This window comes from Roseovarius salis (genome assembly GCF_044472985.1).
Taxonomy (GTDB): domain Bacteria; phylum Pseudomonadota; class Alphaproteobacteria; order Rhodobacterales; family Rhodobacteraceae; genus Roseovarius; species Roseovarius salis.
In genome coordinates, this window is record NZ_JBISDG010000024.1 from 22,873 (window position 1) to 41,813 (window position 18,941).

Here is an 18,941-nt window from a genome sequence, read left to right on the forward strand (position 1 = left end):
CGGGGTCTTGCCCGCCGGTGTCTAACGGTTTCCGCGGGCACGGCGGCACGGGCGGCCGCGCCGCCGTGCCCGTGCCGCGTCACGTCTTGGCGATCCTGTAGATTGCCGGGATGACAAGCACGGTCAGCGCCGTCGAGGACAGCAGCCCGAACAGCAGCGAGATCGCGAGCCCCTGGAAAATCGGGTCCGCAAGGATGACGGCGGCGCCGATCATCGCGGCGATGGCCGTCAGCAGGATCGGCTTGAACCGCGTGGCCCCGGCCTGCACGAGAATGTCGACCGTCACCCTGCGCTCGGGATCGGCATGGCGGATGAAATCGGCCAGAAGGATCGAGTTGCGCACGATGATGCCCGCAAGCGCGATGAAACCGATCATCGAGGTCGCCGAGAAGGGCGTGGAGAAAAGCCAGTGGCCCCCCATGATGCCAAGGAACGTCAACGGCACGGGCGTGAGGATCACCAGCGGCAGCCGGAAACTGCCGAACTGGGCCACGACGAGAATGTAGATACCCAGAAGCGCCACGGCAAAGGCCGCCCCCATGTCGCGAAAGGTCACGTAGGTGACCTCCCATTCGCCATCCCACAAGAGTGTCGGCGTCGCGGTGCTGGCGGGCTGCCCATGCAGACGGATCGCCGGCTTGGTGTCTCCCGGCCATTCGGTTGCCTCCAGCAGCCCGGCCACGTCCAGCATGCCGTAGAGCGGGGCCTCGAAATCGCCGGCGAGCTCGCCGGTCACCATGATCACGTCATAGCCGTTGTGGCGGAAGATCGGGTAGGAGGCCCGTTCCGCGCGGATCGAGACGACGTCTCCCAGTTCGACCACGCCGCGGCCGCCGGGCAGCGCGTTGGCCGGAACCGGGGTCGACAGGGCCGCAGCATCCATCACGCGTTCGGATTTCGGCCGCGCCACGGTGATCGGAATGGGCCGCCTGCCCTCGCCGCGGTGCGAATAGCCAACGGTGAGCGTGCCGTTGAGCAGGCGCAACGTCTCCAGCGCATCGGCCTCCTGCACGCGGAAGAAATCGAGATCCGTCGGACGCAGCTCGGCCCGCAGGCGCCGCGGCGGCGCGCCTTGGCTGTCATCCACATCGACCACGTAAGGGACCGCCTCGAACGCGTCGCGCACCTTGCGCGCCACCTTGCGGCGGGTCTCGGCATCCGGCCCGTAGACCTCGGCCAGCAGCGTGGAAATGACCGGCGGCCCCGGCGGCGGCTCGACCACCTTGACGACCGTGCCTTTCGGAAACTCTTGCCGCGCCAGCGTCTGCCGCAGTTGGAGCGCGATATCGTGGCTGGTGCGCTCGCGTGCGCCCTTGGGCCGCAGGTTGAGTTGAACGTCCCCGAGCTCGGAACTCTGGCGAAGGTAGTAGTGGCGCACAAGACCGTTGAAATCGAAGGCCGAGGCGGTGCCGGCATGTGTCTGGGCGGAAACCACCTCGGGCAGTTGCATTGCCGCGCGAGCGGCCCGTTGCAGCGCCGCGTCTGTATCCTCGACGCTGGAGCCTTCGGGCAGGTCGATCACCACCGATAGCTGCGACTTGTTGTCGAACGGCAGCAGCTTGACAGTGACATCCTTGGTGTAGAGCAGCCCGAGCGAGGCGAAGGAGAGCACCGCCACGACGACCAGGAAAAGGGCGCTTCGCGCCTTGCTCTTGAGAAGCGGGCGGGCGACGGCGGCATAGAGCCGGCCAAGCCGTCCGCCGGGCGCTCCGCCGCCCCCGCCATGTTGGAGCGGCGCGCGGCCCGCGACCTTGAGCATCAGCCACGGCGTGATCATCACCGCGACGAAGAATGAAAAGATCATCGCCGCGGAGGCATTGGCGGGGATCGGGCTCATGTAGGGGCCCATCAGCCCCGAGACGAAAAGCATCGGCAGAAGCGCCACCACCACGGTGAGCGTGGCGACGATGGTGGGGTTACCCACCTCGGCCACGGCCGAGATCGCGGCTGTCGTGCGGCTCTGGTTCTTGCGGGCCTCGCCCCAGTGCCGGGCGATGTTCTCGATCACGACGATGGCATCGTCGACGAGGATGCCGATCGAAAAGATCAGGGCGAATAGCGAGACACGGTTGAGCGTGTAGCCCATGACCCATGCCGCGAAAAGCGTGAGCAGGATGGTGACGGGGATGACGATGGCCACGACCAGCGCCTCGCGCCAGCCGATCGCGACAAGCACCAGCGCGACGATGGAAACGGTGGCCAGCCCGAGATGGAACAGCAGCTCGTTGGCCTTCTCGTTCGCCGTTTCGCCGTAGTCGCGCGTGACCTCGACCGCCACGCTGTCGGGGATGACATGGCCTTGCATCTCGTGCAGCCGGTGCAGGATTTCCTCGGCCACCGAAACGGCATTGGCGCCGGCCCGCTTGGCCAGGGCCAGGGTGACGGCCGGCCGGCGCTCGATGCCGCCGCCGGCGCCGCGGACGAGCGTGGCGACGTGCCGCTCGTCCGTTCCCGACACGAAACCCACCTCGGCCACGTCGCGCACATACACGGTGCGCCCGTCGCGCGCCGTCAGTTCGAGATTGCCGATTTCCGCAGGTGTCGAAAGTGTTTCCCCGATCACGAGGTCGACCTGGTCACCCCGGTCGCGCAGATCCCCGGCCGGCGCGGCGCTGTTGGCGCCGCGGACCTTGCCGGCAAGCTGTTGCAACGTGATCCCGTAGAGCGCCAGCCGCGCCGGGTCCGGCGCGATGCGCAACACCTCTTCCTCGGCCCCCACAAGGTATGTCAGGCCGACATCCTCTATCCGGGTCATCCGGGTCTCTACCTCGCGGGCGATGCGGGTCAGGTCGGCGGCGGTAACGGCCCCCTGCCCCGCCGATGGGCTGAAGGTAAGCGTTGCAATCGCCACGTCGTCGATGCCGCGCCCCACGACATGCGGCTCCGGAATCCCGACCGGGATCCGGTCCATGTTGGCGAGTATCCTGTCGCGCACACGCAGTACCGCGATGTCCGATGACACCCCCACCTCGAAGCGTGCGGTGACCATCACCCTGTCGTCACGGCTCTCGGAATAGACGTGTTCGACCTGGTCGATGCCCTTGACGATGTTTTCCAGAGGCTCGGTCACCAGCTTGACCGCGTCCTGCGCCCTCAGGCCATCGGCGCGCACGTGAATATCGACAAGCGGAACGGATATCTGCGGCTCTTCCTCGCGCGGCAGGCTGACCAGCGCCATGAGGCCCACGGCCAGCGCCGCGATCAGCAGCAGCGGCGTCAAGGCCGAGCCGATGAAGGCACGTGTCAGGTTACCGGCAAGGCCCAAGGGCCCGTCGGCCCCCGGGCCCTTGTCGTCGTCAGACTCACTCATGCGCGGTCACCACCGTTTCGCCGGGCTGCAGACCGCTGAGGATTTCCCGCATCCCGATGCCGTCGCGGGTCACCGTCCGGCCCGGCACCACGACACGGCGCACCGGGCCCTCGGTGCCGGTCACGGTGACGAAATCGAGCCCGCCCTCGCGCGACAACGCCGCCTGCGGCACAAGGATCGTCTCGCGCGTGCCTATCGGCAACCGGACCGGCACGCGCCGCCCGACGAACCGCGAGTCGAGCCCGCCAACTTCGACGTCGGCCTGCACCCGGCCGCCCTCGATCTGCGGGTATAGCTTGGCGAGGACGCCCGTGCGGGCCCCTCCGCCATTGCCGATCTCGATCCGGTCGCCCTCGGCCAGATCGGCGGCGAACCGTTCAGGCACCGCGAGCCGAAGGAAAACGCCGCCGCCGCCGATCTCGGCCACGGCCTCGCCGGCCGTGACGACCGACCCCGGTGAGACCGGCACCGAAAGGACGATGCCGGTCTCGGGCGCGGTGACCTCACCGTCATCGATACGCTGCTGAACAACGGATCGCTCGGCCTTTGCACCGGAGATTTCGCCTTCCAGGACACTGACGGCCGTCTGCAACTCCTCGAGCCGCTGGTTGGTGATCACGCCCCGCTCGAACAGCTTTTCGCCGCGCGCCAGATCCGAACGCGCCGTCTCTTGCCGCGACCGGAGCGCGTCGAGCCGGGCGTCGAGCGCGTCGAGCTCGTACCCGAGCTTGGCATCCTCGATCATCGCAAGCGTTTCGCCGGCTTTCACCTCGTCACCCTCGGTGATGGACAGGGTTGCGACCGTCCCGCCGATGCGTGCGCGTGCCGGAACGCGATCCCGCGTCTCGACCTGTCCGAAGACGGGTTTCCATTCCGTTACCGTTTGCACGGACACCTCGAAGGTCTCCGAACTCGCCGCCTGCGCCAGCAGCAGCGGCAGGAGCGTCAAAAGGATTCGCATCGCGGGCCTCGACATGTTTGCACCCTCACGAAACAGGCTATTGCCGTTTTTCCACGCGCTCCTTGATTTATCACAAGCCGCCGCGGCGGCCGGGATACGATGGAGTTGGCAGAGCATACAGGCGCTGCCGGAACGGGCAAAACATGATTTCCGCGACCGATCGGTCATCCGCGGCACGCCGAACAGGACCGACCGATGCGGCAAGCGCATCGCCCTGCGCGCAACGCGCCGCGCGCCGATGGTCCACAAAATTGAACAATACTGCCCGAAAAATACCATTTTTCGGAGTAAGGCTGATCTTGAAGGGACAAATGCGTCTTGTTTTCGAAAGGTCGGCTCGATGAAAATACTTGTGGTGGACGACGAGCGGCTTTTTCTGGAGTTTCTCGTCGAAAACCTGAAGCATATGGGCTTTCGCGACATATCCGTCGCGATGTCCGGGCAGGAGGCGCTGCGCGCCATCGCGTCGGAGCCCGAACCGTTCGACTGTTTTCTGCTGGACATCAAGATGCCGGGAATGAACGGCATAGAGCTGTGCGCGGAAATCCGCAACATGGCCCAGTACCGGCTGGCCCCGATCATCATGGTCACCTCGGTCGACGCAAAGACACACATGCAGGACGCCTTCGAGGCGGGCGCGACCGATTACCTCGAAAAACCGATAGAGGTCATCACGCTCCAGTTCCGGATCCAGGTGGCGATGATGCTGGTGGAAACCGTGTCGAGCGCGGTCGAGGACCGGACGGCCCTGCGCACGTCGCTGAGCGTCTCGCCCGATTGCAACCAGCTGACCATCGGCACGCGCGTGACCTTTTCCGAGGTCGGCTGCATGCGCGATTACTACCAGCTTGAAAACAGGCTTCTCAGGCTGGGTGACGGGCAATTCCCGATGACGCTGCTTTCGATCGAGATCAACGGCATCGAGGAGCTCGAAGATCGCTTGAGCCGGGACGAGTTCCTGTCGGTCATCTACGCGGTCAGCCGGATCCTCGGCAGCACGCTGCCATCGCGCAGTACCACGTTGTCCTATGTCGGCTACGGCAAGTTCCTGTGCCTCGTTTTCGTGCGCAACCAGATCGTTCCGAGGTTGCTGCAGGCGCGGATTCGCGACAGCTTTTCCGAGGTTGTCGCCAACCACGACGTCATCGCGGACATCGCCCCCTCTCTGGATGTGCGCGCCCTGTCTTCGCGCCGGATCCTGTCACCCGAGCATGCGCTGGGGCTGATCCGTGAGTACGTGAGAGAGCTGGGCTCGGCGCAGGACATGATCCTGCCCCCCATTGCCGACACTGCCAACAAGATCTTCGCCAAGCTCAACGACGGGGGATGACGCCGCGCCGTCGTCCGCGTTTGGGCCGATTGCGTGCGTGCCTACGTTCGCTCTGACGGGATCGCTCATTACAGGCCGATCCGGCCGGGCGGCGGGTCAGCCGGCGGTCATTTCATCCCATATCCGGCGAAGCTGATCCGGCAGCGCGATCGGGTCGAACGGCTTGACGATCACCATCGCGCCGAAATCGGCCTTCAAGGGTTCCACGTCGGTATTCGCGGCCTTCGCGGTCACGAAAACCACGGGCGTCTGCGCGAACGCCGCCATCTCGCGAAGCCGTGTCACGGTTTCACGGCCATCCATGCCAGGCATCATGACATCCATCAGGAACATGTCCGGCCCGAATGACTCGGCCATCCGGAGCGCATCCTCGCCGGAGCTGCACTGCAAGAGCTCGAAACCGCCGACCGCCTCCAGCGACATCTTGGCGATTTCCCGGATGTCCGGGTCATCCTCGGCGTGAAGGATCTTGTTGAGGCCGGCTTCAGGCTTGGCCGTTGAGATGTTCAGCGCGTCGTCATTCATGGTTAGAACCCTTGCTTCGGTCTGGCAATCGGCCATCGGCGGGGACGCCGCGCGCCTTGGATCAGGCCGCCCGCGGACGTATCATCCCGGTGCGCACAGGCAGATCGATGTAGAATGTCGTCCCCTTGCCCGTCTCCGAGCGGAAATCGACGCTGCCGCCGTGGCTTTCGACGATGGCCTTGACGATGGTAAGCCCCAGCCCGGTGCCGTTGAGCTTGCCGTTGCCGTGCGCCCCGACCTGCGTGAACGGATCGAACAGGGTGGCCCGGGCGGACTCGGGGATACCCGGCCCCTTGTCTGTGATCGAGATGCGCACCTTTTCCCCCACGAGGTCAGCGGCGATCTCGACGCAGTCTTCCTCGTTGGAATATTTGGCCGCGTTCGACAGAAGGTTGGCAAGCACCTGCTGCAGCCGGCCGGGATCGCCATGGGTGTGGAGCGGCGTCTCCGCCAGGTCGGCGTGCAGCTTGACACCCAGCCCCGCGGCATAGTCCCGGTTGCTTTCGATCGCGTCGTCGATCAGCGCGCGCACGTCCACGCTCTCCATGTGGAATTCCATCTTGCCCGCCTCGAGCTTGCCGAAATCGAGCATGTCGTTGACCAGCCGCAAGAGCCGTTCGCTGTTCTTCTCGGCGATGTGCATCATAGATTGCACACCCGGTTCGAGATTGCCGGCCGCGCCGGAGGTGAGAAGCTGGATCGCGCCCTTGATGGATGTGAGCGGCGTGCGCAGTTCGTGTGTCATCATCATCATGAAGTTCCGCCGGATCTCTTCGGCCTGGCGGCGTTCTGAGATGTCACGCAGGACCACGACGCAGCGTTTCTGATGGTCGGCCGTCTCGACGTTCTGGAGGTTGGCTTCCATGATCTTGCCGTCGCAATTCACCTCGAACCGCGCGGTGCTGTCCGGCGCGCTCGAAAGGTGCGCGCGGCAGGCGCGAACCAGCTCCCCGCCGTAATCTTTCGACGCCTTCTTGTGCGCGCGCGACCGGTTTTCCGTCTCGTCGAGCCCGAAGCGACGCACGGCGGTGCCGTTCATGTAAACGATCCTGCACGTCGCGGGATCGATCATGAAAACCTCGTCCGGCAAGAGTTCGAGGCAACGGATCAGCTGCTGTTCCTCCTCGCCGACGCGCTGCTCGGTCATGTCGGTAGCCAGCCAGACGGTCTTGAAGTGCCGCCCGCGCTCGTCGGACATCGGCACGGCGGTGGCGTCGAGGATTCGCACACCGCCATCCTTGTCCAGAACCTTGACATCCCCGTTCCAGACCCGGCCGCTGCTCGTCTGCTGCAAGGCCGCATCCGCCCGCTTGCCCTCGCCATGGTCCAGCATGCTGGCAAGGCTGCGGCCCTCGATCTCGGCCGCGACATGCCCGAGCGTGGTGGTGAAATTCTCGTTCACGGCGATGACCTTTCCCTTGCGGTCGGTCGTCACGGCGATGGAGTGCGCGTTCAACGCCTGTTCGCGAAATGCCAGCTCAAGCTCCTGCCCTTCGAGCATCTTTTCCCGCAGGCGCAACGTCTCGGCCCCGCGCTTGTAGGACACGATGAACAACGCCGTGACAAGCAGCCAGATCGTCGCCTCGACAGCGGACTGCGTGGCGATTCCGCCCCCGAGGGCGACCTCCCGGCCGTTATGCGCGAACGCCACCAGGCCCAGACCGATGACTGCCCCTCCAAAGATTGCCGAAAATGTCACCGGTCTGTTCATATTCGATCACCCTGAAAAAGATAATGCTTGGGAAGGAAATCCAAATTCTTTAGATCTTAACATACCCTGTATGTGTGGAAGTATATGCAGATGAGGGTACAAGTTCGGTAAGAACTTGAAAAAAGTGTGATCGGCGCCCGAAAAACCGGCCGCCGGACGGTCAGGCGGCCTTGTCCGCATTGCTGCTTTCGCCGGGCGACTGGTCACCCTTTGCCGCCGGCAGCGTGAAGGTAAAGGTGCTCCCCGCACCCGGTGTGCTCTCGACGGTCATCTTGCCCCCTAGCACCTCGACAAGCCTGCGGGAAATCGTCAGGCCAAGACCGGTGCCTCCCTTGGCGCGCGTCGCCGACCCGTCGAGCTGGCTGAACTGGTCGAAGATCGCCGCCTGCTCGCTTTCTGGAATGCCGCAGCCGCTGTCCTCGACATGGATGGCGACGGTGTCGCGCCCGCTTTCCGTGCGGATTGCGACATGCCCCTCCTCGGTGAACTTCAGCGCGTTGCCGACGAGGTTGATCAGGATCTGGCGCAGCCGCAGGTCGTCGGCGATGACGGTTTCACCGTTGGTCTGGAAGGTGAGATTCAGCGATTTCTGCCGCGCCTGGTTGGTGAACTGGTCGATGACCGAGGCGATGACGGTTTCCAGGCAGATGGTCTCGCGCTCGATCTTCAGCTTGCCCGAGTCGATCTTGGCAAGGTCGAGCATCTCGTTGATAAGGTTGAGCAAACAGTTGCCCGAGTCGCCCATCTTGCCGGCGTACCGGGCGACCTCGGCCTTGATGTTCTCAAGATGCTTCATGCCGGTTTCAGCGGTCAGGGTGCCAGCAGCGGCCTCGGCCTCGAACGCCTTGACCGATGTCAGCATCGCGGGCTGCGCGAGGAAGGCATTGTAACCCAGTACGACGGTCAGCGGCGTGCGCAGCTCGTGGCTCATCACGTGCAGGAACTCCGTCTTCGCGAGGCTCGCGGCGCGCGCCTTTCGCAGCGAGTCGTAAAGCACCGAGATGTCAGACCCAACTCCGCGATAGCCTGCAAACGCGCCGTTGTCGTCGAAGACCGGCACACCGCTGATACGCACCCATTTCTCGTCCTCGGTGGCCCCGCTGGCGCGGTAGACGAAATCCCGGAACGGCGCGCGTGCGGCCAGCTTGGTCTCAAGCAGCTTCCAGTCCGCGCTTTCCCAGACCTCGGGCTTGTCGGCAAAGGCCTCCTCTCGGGTCCTGCCAAGGAGCGCCTCGGGCTTGTCGGCAAGGTTGCGCGCGAACCCTTCCGAGAAATAGGTGAACCGCAGATCGGCATCCATTTCCCAGATCCAGTCCTTGCTGAGATCGGCGACGTGTTCGAAGCGTGCTTTCGCCCTGTCGCGCTCTTCCAGCGCCTTGCGCAGCTTTTCGTTGGATGCCTCGAGTTCCGCCTGCTGCTGCTTCAGCTCGGTCACGTCCACCCGGATGCCCACGCGCCCGCCATCCGTTGTCGGACGATTGTAGGAACGCACCCAACGGCCATTCTGAAGCTGATATTCCCATTCGTACCGGCCGGCCGCGAATTTCCGGTTCAATTCCGCCAGCCACTCGTCCTCGCGGCCCACGGCATCGGGGTATTCGCCGTTGGCAAGGGCATGTTTCAGGACTTCGCTGGTATGCGCGCCGACCTTCACCGCCGGGGCGCTCTTTTCGTAGAGTTCGCAATACATGTCGTTAAACATGACCACGCGGTCATTCTCGTCCAGCAACCAGAAGCCGGCGGGCATCGCGTTGATCGCGTCCCGCAGGCGCTGTTCGGCCCGCTCGGCCCGTTCGCGGTTGCGAACCTGCTCGGTGATGTCGATCCGCAAGCCGACCCGGCCACCGTCGGGCGTGGCATGTTCCAGCACCCGGATGCGGCGGCCGTCGTCCAGTTTCTGCTCGATCGTCGTACTGGCGGCCCGGTGCGCCCTCAGCCGCTCGGCCAGCCATTCCTCCTCGCGGCCCACGGCCTCGGCATACTGGCCGTTCTCCAGGCCGTAGCGCAGGATATCCTCGAACCGGGCCCCGGGCACCATGGACTCCGCGCTCGCGCCGTAGAGCTCCTTGTACTTGTCGTTGCAAAGCACGAGCCGGTCGTCACTGTCGAAAAGAACGAAACCGTCGGGCAGCGTCTCGACCGCCAGTTCAAGTTGCTGCTGTGCGCGGTCCCGCGCCAGGCGCTGCCCGCGAAGTTCGTGGAACACCCGCACGGCGAGGAACGCGATGACGATGATGGCGACGTAATCGGGCCAAGGCATGACATATCCCGCACCCCATCCCTCTGGTGGCGCCACCGCCAGTTCGAGATCGGTGCCCGAAACCGCGATGCCGGCAACCACCGGATCCTTTTCGAAAACCGCGCCGTCACCGACGACACCACCGTCCGAAGCGCGGGAGGCCAGCCCCAGAAGAAAAGCGCGGTCCTGCCCCGTCATGCTGCTGGCTTGGCGGGAAAGATCCTGCAAGACCGCGCCCGCGTCGATCACCACGGCAACCATACGTGGCGTGCCACCGCGCGCCGTGACATCCCCCACGAACTTGACCGGCATCCTGACGATCAGGCCCGTCTTGCCCTGCAACAGCTCGACAGGCCCCTGTATCTCGGCCTCGCCGGTCTTGTAGACGCGTTCCACCACAGGGTACTGCCGCTCGACATCACGAATGTCGCTGCCGACAAGATGCCGGTTTTCCTCGAACGGATGCACGAGGGTGAGCACGGTTCCCTCCAGCAGTGCCAGATTCAGGATCTTGTCCTCCCGCTGCGCGAACTTGCCGGCCAGCCGGGAAAACCGCTCCTGCCCGATTGCACCGTCCAGCTCCAGCGCGGTGGCGAGGGCACGCGCCCTGAGCTGATGATCCACGAGCCCCAGCTCGAGTTGCTGGCGCAAATTCTCGGCCACCGCCCGGGCCTCTGCCCGCTCGGCCTCTAGGTACTCCTCGCGGCTGTCCGTCTCCAGAAGGTAGATCACGACACCGAGCACGGCAGCCACACCGACACACACCAAGAGCGTCGTTCTGATCAGGTGGGTCCGGTCCCGTGGGTTGTTTTTCTGCCCGCGCAATGGTTTTTACCTGTTTTCATCCATTCTGGGTTGTATTTTGTGGACCATAAATCACCTTTTCGGCGTATCGCGCAGGGTTTCGTGGCGGGCGACAAATCCGTCACAGTTCGAGCGTCGCCTCAAGCCGGTCGAGAAGGTCGTCCAGCGTTTCGATCGCGGCATCCATCTCGGCTTGGCTCCATGTCCCCGAGGAAAGCCGATCCCAGACATGTTCGGTTTGTACGGCGGCGGCTCCGACCTCCGCGAAACCGAGGCTGGGCGCGAGCCCGGCGATCCCGTGCGCCGCATCGCGAATGGACTGCGCCGCGGCGAGCCTGTCCGCCCCGTCGCGCACCTGCGCCAGCGCCGCCTCGAAAAACAGGATCCGCGAATCCACGTCCTCGGTGAACTTCACCCGCAACGCGGCAATCGAACGCTCCATCTCGGCGGGCATGCAGCCCGCCCCCATATCACCCGGCATGACGATACCCTCCCTTGCGCCCGGCGGCCTCGGCACCCCGGCGGGGTTCGGGGCTCGCGGCATCAATGGCCTTGTAGATCAGCGCGGTCGGATCGTCGAAAGGCATCAGGCCGGCCGATTGCGGCGGGCCGACCTTGACCGCCGGCATCGGCACGTCCGTTCCGCGCAGGAGGTTCAGACGTTGCGAAATCCGGTCATTGATCCGCAGTTCCAGCTCCGCGGTGTCCACCGGCGTGGCGCGGGACATGATGGCGCAGAAATCCCCGTTGCCCGCATAGCTCAACAGCGTGCTGGCGTCGTGCAGGCTCTCGCGGATCGCGACGGCCACCTCGCCCAGTATGTCGACGAAATCCTGCCCGTCGGTGCGCCCGTGGATCACGCCGGCGTTCTCGATGTGCAGCCCGATGGACGCGCAAGAGAATACGCGCATCTTGCCGAGCCGCAGCAGGTAGTTCTCCATGCTTGAGACGGGCATCACGCCGCCGGCCTCTTCCAGCTCGACGGGCTCGCCAAGCGCGATGCGCCCATGCCCGCCCGACGTGGCCTCTCCCAGCTGCTTCATGAGCTGCGACGCATCGCCGCGCGCCGTTACCAGCGCCTCGACCATGCCCATCCGCGCCTCGACCTCCATGTGGTCTATCGGCTTGTTGACGTAGTCGTTGGCGCCCGCCCGGAAGGCGCGGTCAACGAAGGTCTTTTCCTTCATCGAGGTGATCATGACGATCGGCGTTACCGCGTAATCCGGCATGGCCCGGATCCTGCCGCACAGTTCGATGCCGTCCATCCCCGGCATGCGGATGTCGAGCAAGAAACAGTCGAACGGCGCGGCGCTTTCCTCTATGGCCTGCAGGGCCCCGGCGGCCGAACCGACAGGATGCACGTCGTGATACCCCAACGCGCCCAGATGCCCGGCAATGAGTTCCAGGAACAACGGCTCGTCGTCTGCCACGAGGATCTTCATTCTTTCGCCTCCGACCGGGTCGCACCGGGCATCATTCCATTCGCGGTTGCACCACCTTCATCCGAGAATGTGGCGAATTAATGGATGTTGTATTGAATTTTGTAACGGGTTGGTGCGACGCGGCGCCGCCAACGGCCGCGCCGCCATGTCATGTCACGGCTTCACCCATCGGTGCATCACGTCCGCGCCGACCCGGTGGCACGCGGCAAGCTGGAAACGCTCCGCCTCTTCAAGGGCGGAGATGCCCATTGCGCCCACCGACGGCAGCCCCTCGGCCCCCAGCCCGACGCCCGCGGTAAAGACAACGAGTTCGTCCACCGCCCCCCCGGCCAGCAGCGAGGCGGCAAGCGCGCCGCCACCTTCGCAGAAAACCCGCGTCAGCCCCTGCCCGCCGAGCGCGTCCAGCACCGCGCCGAGGCAGATATGCCCCCCCTGCAGCGCGCAGGGCAGAAGCACGGCCCCGAGATCGGTCCATGCGCGGACACGGTCCTGGTCGGCATCCGCCCCGTGGCATATCCAGACCGGCACATCGCGTGCCGTGCGCGCCAACCGGCTCTCGCGCGGCAGATCGAGCCGCCGGGAAACGACGACCCGCACCGGCTGGCGCACCTCGCCGAACCCGCGCACCGTCAGCATCGGATCGTCGGCGCGCGCGGTCCCGGCGCCGACCATCACCGCGTCATGACGGTTGCGCAGGGCATGCACCGCGCGCCGCGCCTCGGGCCCCGTGATCCACTGGCTCTGGCCGCTTGCCGTGGCGATCCGCCCGTCGAAGGAGGTGGCGAGCTTGAGCGTCACCCACGGCCGTCCGGCCTCGACCTTGCGGAAAAACCCGGCGAGATCCGCCCGTGCCTCGGCGGCGAGCACGCCGGTGGTGACCTCCACGCCGGCAGACCGGAGCATGGCAATCCCCTTGCCCGACACGCGTGGATCGCTGTCCTGCAAGGGCACCACAACCCGCGCGATGCCTGCCTCTATCAACGCCTTGGCGCAGGGCGGGGTCTGCCCGTGATGGGCGCAGGGTTCGAGCGTGACATAGGCCGTGGCGCCACGGGCGGTGCTGCCCGCCCGATCGAGTGCAACGCGTTCGGCGTGGGGCCGCCCCCCCGGCCGGGTGTGCCCCCGCCCGACGATCCGCCCGTCCCTGACGATAACGCAGCCAACGGCAGGGTTCGGCCAGCATTTCCCCTGCGCGCGCCGCCCGAGCGACAGGGCAAGCGCCATATGGCGGTCATCCGCCTCCGTCACTTGTCCACGGGTACGTCTTCGACCGCGTCGGGGCGCAACTCGCTCACGAACCTGTCGAAATCATCCGCCGCCTGGAAGTTCTTGTAAACGCTGGCAAACCGCACATAGGCGACCGTGTCGATCCGGGCGAGGCTCTCCATCACGATCTCGCCCACCGTCTTGGAGGGGATGTCGGTCTCGCCGAGGCTTTCCAGCCGCCTCACGATGCCCGAGATCATCTGCTCGACGCGCTCGGGTTCCACCGGGCGTTTCTGCAGCGCGATCCGGATCGAACGCTCCAGCTTGTCACGGTCGAAATCCTCGCGCCGGCCGTTCGATTTCACCACCACGAGGTCGCGCAGCTGCACCCGTTCGTACGTCGTGAACCGCCCCCCGCAAGCCGGGCAAAACCGCCGGCGGCGGATCGAAACGTGATCCTCGGCCGGTCGTGAATCCTTCACCTGCGTGTCAATGTTTCCGCAAAACGGGCACCGCATCGCCCCAGCCCCTTTCTTGTCTGCCTCGCACGCTTATGGGTCTCGTGCCCATTTGCACACATCCACTATAGGACAGCCGCAAGGTTTTGGGTAGAGGGGAAATTGCGCACCAATATGAAGGTGTTCGCCCGCCGGGGTTGTCAAACCCGATCCAGACCGCACCTTGGGAAAGAACGTCAAGGCACGCTGAAAGGAGGTTTCATGACCGGCAAGGTCCTATTCATCACAGGTGCGTCCACGGGCATCGGCGCCGCCACGGCGAAGGCTGCCGCGGAGAGCGGCTGGCGCGTGGCGCTGTTCGCCCGCAGCGGGGAAAAACTCGACGCTCTCGTGTCTGAGATCGGCGAGGACAGGGCGCTCGCCGTGCCGGGCGATGTCACCGTCATGGACGATCTGGCAAACGCCATCGACAGGACGGTCCGGCATTTCGGACAGCTCGATGCCTGCTTTGCCAATGCCGGTCGCGGCCTCGATACCGCGGGGGTGGAAAACGGCGACCCCGAGGAATGGCACGCCATGCTCGACATCAACATCAACGGGCTTCTTCTGACGGTGAAGGCCGCCTACCCGGAACTCAGGAAAACGCGGGGCCATGCCGTTCTGACCGGCTCTGCCGCGGGCAAGCGGCACATCCGGGGATCGGTCTACGGGGCGTCGAAATGGTTCGTGCAGGGATTCGCGGGCAACCTGTCGGAGGAGATGTCGGAATGGGGCGGGCGCTGCACCGTGATCTGCCCCGGAATGGTCGACACGCCCTTCTTCGACGAACCCAAGCCCGACAAGCTCCGGCCCGAGGACGTGGCGCGCGGCGTCGTCTACGCCCTCGACCAGCCGGAACGTGCGGATGTGCGCGAAGTCTTCATCATGCCCACGGGCTGACATCAGCCAAGATGCGCCGCGACCTGCCGCGTGCGCGGCGCGTCGCGATGCTCGAAGACGTAAATGCCCTGCCATGTGCCCAGCCACATCCGCCCGCCCGTCACGGGGACCTGCAGGCTGACGGGCATCATCGTGGCCCTGATATGCGAGGGCATGTCGTCAGGCCCCTCTTGCGTGTGGGTGAGATAGCTCATCGACGGGTCAGTTGCGCGCGGGACAAGCCGGGCAAAAAACGCGGCAAGATCGGCCTGAACCGCCGGGTCGGCGTTTTCCTGGATCAACAGGCTGGCCGAGGTATGCCGGATAAACAGCGTCAGCAGCCCGTCGCCCGCGGTGGCGCCGCGCAGCCATGCCGCGACCTCGCCGGTGATCTCGTGAAGCCCCTGCCCGAAGGTGGCGATCTCGAAAGTTGTCTGCATGGCTCCCGGTGCTCCCTATCGACGGCATGACCCGAAGGCTAGCACGCCGGGCGGGCGCGGCGGAACGCCGGATTGAGCCTTTACCCCCGCCCCGCACTGCGGCAAGAGACCGGGATGCTCACGATCCTGCTCACGGGTCTATTGCCCAGCGTTCTGCTGGTGGCACTCGGTGGCGCGGTCCGCAACCGGTTGACCGGAACCGCCTGGGCCGGGCTCGACCGGCTGAATTTCGAGCTCCTGTTCCCGGCACTGATCTTCACCACCGCCGCCAGCCGCCCGATCGAGCCCGCCAGCCTGCTGGTGGTCGGGCCGCTGGTCTGGTCGGTGCTGGGTCTGGGGCTGGCGCTGGGCTGGCTGGCACGGCCCTTCGGGCCCGAGCGGTTCCTCGATTTCGCGGGCGGCTGGCAGACGGCATGGCGGTTCAACACGGCGCTCGGCTTCGTGGTGGTGCAGGCCCTGCCCTCGGCCGATGCGGGGCTTTACGCCATCACGATCGGGATGGCGATTCCGATGGCCAACATCTTTGCCGTCACGGCCCTGTCGCGTGGCGAGGGTCTTACGGCCGCGGCCGGGCTGCGGCGGATCCTGCTCAACCCCTTCCTGCTGGCCAGCCTCGCGGGGGTGGCCGTTGGCGTGACGGGTCTTGCCCTGCCCGGCCCTGTCCTCGCGCCGGTGGCGCTGCTGGCCCAGGCCGCGATCCCGGTGGCGCTGATCTCCATCGGCGCGACGCTGAAGTGGCATGCGCTGGCACGGCTCGACCGGTTCACCGGCATCATCGTGACGACCAAGCTGGTCGCCCTGCCGCTCTTCGTCACGTTTTGCGCGGTGTTGCTGGGCATCAGCGCGCCCATAGTTCCGGTGCTGATCGTCTTTGCAGCCCTGCCCACCGCCTCGGCCGCGCACGTGCTGGCGGCGGGGTTCGGCGCGGACCGGCAGCTGGCGGCCACGCTCATCGCGCAATCCACCATCCTCAGCGCGGCGACGCTGCCCGTTTGGATGACCGTGGCGGAATGGATGGCGGGGCGGTAACCGCCGCCTAGCGGCCCCGCTCGAACATCGTATCGCCCTGTTCGTCGATCAGGTGCTTGGCCTTGCGGGTGGACTCCGCGGTGGCGGTGTCCCTGTCGGCCATCGTGTCTGCGCGGACAAGCTGATGCACCTTCACCTCGCCCTCCACCTCGCGCTCGATCCGCGCGGCGATGCGCCAGTGCGTGCCGTCCCGAACCGGATCGGCGTAAATGTCATAGCCCTTGTAATGCTCGGGCTCCTGCTGCTTGTCCGGCTCGCTTGCCGACCCGCCACCGAAAAGGCGTGAAAAAAGAGACATCGGTATTATCCACCCGTCGTTTCGTCAACCCTAGAGAACGGTGCGCCCGGGATGCCGAAGGTGTCAAGCCGCCACCCAGATCGCGCGTTGGCGCGGCCCGCCAAATGACGCGATGACCGCACAGGATTTCCCGCGCATCCGCCGCGCCGGATGCGCCCGCAGTTTCCGTTACTGGTCCAGGAAACTCCGCAGCTTCCGCGACCGGCTGGGATGCTTCAGCTTGCGCAGCGCCTTGGCCTCGATCTGGCGGATGCGCTCGCGGGTGACGCTGAACTGCTGGCCCACCTCCTCGAGCGTGTGGTCGGTGTTCATGCCGATGCCGAAGCGCATGCGCAGCACCCGTTCCTCGCGCGGGGTGAGCGAGGACAGCACCCGCGTGGTGGTTTCCTTGAGATTGTCCTGGATGGCGGAATCCAGCGGCAGGATCACGTTCTTGTCCTCGATGAAATCGCCCAGCTGGCTGTCCTCCTCGTCCCCGATCGGGGTCTCGAGGCTGATCGGCTCCTTGGCGATCTTCATCACCTTGCGCACCTTGTCCAGCGGCATCTGCAGCTTGTCCGCCAGCTCCTCGGGCGTGGGCTCGCGGCCGATCTCGTGCAGCATCTGCCGGCCCGTGCGCACCAGCTTGTTGATGGTCTCTATCATGTGCACGGGGATGCGGATGGTGCGCGCCTGGTCGGCGATGGAGCGCGTGATCGCCTGCCGGATCCACCACGTGGCATAGGTCGAAAACTTGTAGCCGCGGCGGTACTCGAACTTGTCCACGGCCTTCATCAGGCCGATGTTACCCTCCTGGATGAGGTCGAGGAACTGCAGCCCGCGATTGGTGTATTTCTTGGCGATCGAGATCACCAGCCGCAGGTTGGCCTCGACCATCTCCTTCTTGGCGACGCGCGCCTCCTTCTCGCCCTTCTGGACCTGCGCGACGATGCGGCGGAACTCGCTGATATCCAGCCCGACATACTGGCCCACCTGCGCCATGTCGGCGCGCAGCTCGGCCACCTTCTCGGGGTGGCGTTCGATGAAGGTCTGCCAGCCGCGGCCCGGCTTCTGAGCCATGTCTTCCAGCCAGTTGGGGTCGAGCTCGCGCCCGCGGTACTCCTCGATGAATTCCTTGCGGTTGATGCGGGCCTGATCGGCCAGCTTCACCATGGCGCTGTCGATCTGCATGATCCGGCGGTTGATGCCGTAGAGCTGGTCGATCAACGCCTCGATGCGGTTGTTGTGCAGGTGCAGCGAGTTCACCAGCTCCACGATTTCCGAACGCAACTGCTGGTAGCGCGCCTCCTGCTCGGAGGAGAAGGAACCATCCTCGTTCAGCGTGGCCGAGATGCGGCTGTCCTGCATCTCGCTGAGCTTTTCGTAGTCGTCGGCGATACGGTCGAGCGTTTCGAGCACCTTGGGCTTGAGCGCGGCCTCCATCGCCGCGAGGCTCATGTTGGCCTGGTCCTCTTCCTCGTCCTCCTCCTCGCGCTGGATCGGGTTGCCGTCGGCGTCAAGCTCGGGCTCGGCCTCCTTTTCCTTCTTCTCGCCCTGCTCGGACGCGGCGCCGGGGGCCGAGGCGAGGTTCGCGGCCTCCGCCAGCGGCTCGGCGTCCTCCAGCCCCTCGCCCATCTGGCCGGAAAACGTGGTCTCAAGGTCGATCACGTCGCGCAGCAGGATGTCCTCTCCCAGCAGTTCGTCGCGCCAGATCGTGATGGCCTGGAAGGTCAGCGGGCTCTCGCACAGCCCCGCGATCATGGTGTTCCGGCCGGCCTCGATCCGCTTGGCGATGGCAATCTCGCCCTCGCGGGAGAGCAACTCGACCGACCCCATTTCGCGCAGGTACATGCGCACAGGGTCGTCGGTGCGGTCGAGCTTTTCCTCCTTGCCGCCGCCGAGCGCGACATCGCCCTTCTTGCCGATCTCGGCCACGGCCGTGGTTTTCTGTTCTTCCTCCTCGGCTTCTTCGTCCTCGATGATGTTGATGCCCATCTCCGAGAGCATCGACATCACGTCCTCGATCTGTTCGCTCGACACCTGGTCCGGCGGCAGCACCTTGTTCAGCTGATCGTAGGTGATGAACCCCTTCTCACGCGCCTCCGCGATCATTTTCTTGACCGCGGCCTGGCTCATGTCGAGCGAGATCTCAGCCTCCTGCTCCTCGGGCTTCTGGTCGTCGGTGTCCTTGGCGGCCATGAACTTCTCCTGAACGGTGACGGGTGATTCGGGTTCGCCCGAATCATTAGCGTGATACGGCGATTCGCACACCCTTTACCCTGATTTTGTTA

Annotated in this window: 15 protein-coding genes; 3 read left to right on the top strand and 12 right to left on the bottom strand. The window is 65.3% G+C overall.

Features of this window, described 5'->3' with window-relative positions; genetic code table 11:
- Positions 1–79: 79 nt before the first annotated feature.
- Both ACH13J_RS11440 and ACH13J_RS11445 read right to left on the bottom strand, forming a co-directional pair.
- Positions 80–3,310: an efflux RND transporter permease subunit gene (locus ACH13J_RS11440; protein ID WP_397543466.1), complete on the bottom strand. Its 3,231-nt coding sequence runs from the start codon at positions 3,308–3,310 to the stop codon at positions 80–82.
- A complete protein-coding gene (locus ACH13J_RS11445) occupies positions 3,303–4,286 on the bottom strand; it encodes an efflux RND transporter periplasmic adaptor subunit (protein WP_397543467.1) in 984 nt (327 codons plus the stop codon). The genes ACH13J_RS11440 and ACH13J_RS11445 overlap by 8 nt, the downstream gene beginning before the upstream one ends.
- A gap of 325 nt (positions 4,287–4,611) precedes the next feature.
- Between ACH13J_RS11445 and ACH13J_RS11450 the strand changes: the two genes are divergently transcribed.
- A complete protein-coding gene (locus ACH13J_RS11450; protein WP_397543468.1) occupies positions 4,612–5,601 on the top strand; it encodes a response regulator in 990 nt (329 codons plus the stop codon).
- Positions 5,602–5,697: 96 nt separating this feature from the next.
- Here ACH13J_RS11450 and ACH13J_RS11455 read toward each other — a convergent pair whose 3' ends face one another.
- The 7 genes from ACH13J_RS11455 to nrdR form a co-directional block, all read right to left on the bottom strand.
- Entirely contained in the window at positions 5,698–6,126 is a 429-nt protein-coding gene (locus ACH13J_RS11455; protein ID WP_397543469.1) for a response regulator, read from the bottom strand.
- Positions 6,127–6,187: 61 nt separating this feature from the next.
- Entirely contained in the window at positions 6,188–7,825 is a 1,638-nt protein-coding gene (locus tag ACH13J_RS11460) for a sensor histidine kinase (RefSeq protein ID WP_397543470.1), read from the bottom strand.
- 172 nt (positions 7,826–7,997) lie between these two features.
- Positions 7,998–10,901 carry a sensor histidine kinase gene (locus ACH13J_RS11465; RefSeq protein ID WP_397543471.1) on the bottom strand — a complete coding sequence of 968 codons (2,904 nt, stop codon included), beginning with the start codon at positions 10,899–10,901 and terminating at the stop codon, positions 7,998–8,000.
- Positions 10,902–11,001: 100 nt separating this feature from the next.
- Positions 11,002–11,361: an Hpt domain-containing protein gene (locus ACH13J_RS11470; RefSeq protein WP_397543472.1), complete on the bottom strand. Its 360-nt coding sequence runs from the start codon at positions 11,359–11,361 to the stop codon at positions 11,002–11,004.
- The gene (locus ACH13J_RS11475; RefSeq protein WP_397543473.1) at positions 11,351–12,322 is read right to left on the bottom strand and encodes a response regulator; all 972 of its coding nucleotides are present in this window, start codon (positions 12,320–12,322) and stop codon (positions 11,351–11,353) included. Before ACH13J_RS11475 ends, ACH13J_RS11470 begins: the two co-directional genes overlap by 11 nt.
- A 153-nt stretch (positions 12,323–12,475) precedes the next feature.
- On the bottom strand, positions 12,476–13,546 hold the full coding sequence (gene ribD, locus ACH13J_RS11480; protein WP_397543474.1) for a bifunctional diaminohydroxyphosphoribosylaminopyrimidine deaminase/5-amino-6-(5-phosphoribosylamino)uracil reductase RibD: 1,071 nt from the start codon (positions 13,544–13,546) through the stop codon (positions 12,476–12,478).
- Positions 13,547–13,566: 20 nt separating this feature from the next.
- Positions 13,567–14,046 (bottom strand): transcriptional regulator NrdR, encoded by a 480-nt coding sequence (gene nrdR, locus ACH13J_RS11485; protein ID WP_397543475.1) that lies wholly within the window; start codon positions 14,044–14,046, stop codon positions 13,567–13,569.
- A 201-nt stretch (positions 14,047–14,247) separates the two neighbouring features.
- Between nrdR and ACH13J_RS11490 the strand changes: the two genes are divergently transcribed.
- The gene (locus ACH13J_RS11490) at positions 14,248–14,925 is read left to right on the top strand and encodes an SDR family NAD(P)-dependent oxidoreductase (RefSeq protein ID WP_397543476.1); all 678 of its coding nucleotides are present in this window, start codon (positions 14,248–14,250) and stop codon (positions 14,923–14,925) included.
- Between the two features lie 2 nt (positions 14,926–14,927).
- On the opposite strand, the gene ACH13J_RS11495 is transcribed toward ACH13J_RS11490, so the two are convergent.
- Positions 14,928–15,344: a secondary thiamine-phosphate synthase enzyme YjbQ gene (locus ACH13J_RS11495; RefSeq protein ID WP_397543477.1), complete on the bottom strand. Its 417-nt coding sequence runs from the start codon at positions 15,342–15,344 to the stop codon at positions 14,928–14,930.
- A gap of 72 nt (positions 15,345–15,416) precedes the next feature.
- Between ACH13J_RS11495 and ACH13J_RS11500 the strand changes: the two genes are divergently transcribed.
- A complete protein-coding gene (locus tag ACH13J_RS11500) occupies positions 15,417–16,373 on the top strand; it encodes an AEC family transporter (RefSeq protein ID WP_397543478.1) in 957 nt (318 codons plus the stop codon).
- 7 nt (positions 16,374–16,380) lie between these two features.
- Here ACH13J_RS11500 and ACH13J_RS11505 read toward each other — a convergent pair whose 3' ends face one another.
- On the bottom strand, positions 16,381–16,671 hold the full coding sequence (locus tag ACH13J_RS11505; RefSeq protein WP_397543479.1) for an HlyU family transcriptional regulator: 291 nt from the start codon (positions 16,669–16,671) through the stop codon (positions 16,381–16,383).
- Positions 16,672–16,839: 168 nt separating this feature from the next.
- Entirely contained in the window at positions 16,840–18,849 is a 2,010-nt protein-coding gene (gene rpoD / locus ACH13J_RS11510) for an RNA polymerase sigma factor RpoD (protein WP_397543480.1), read from the bottom strand.
- Between the last annotated feature and the right edge of the window lie 92 nt (positions 18,850–18,941).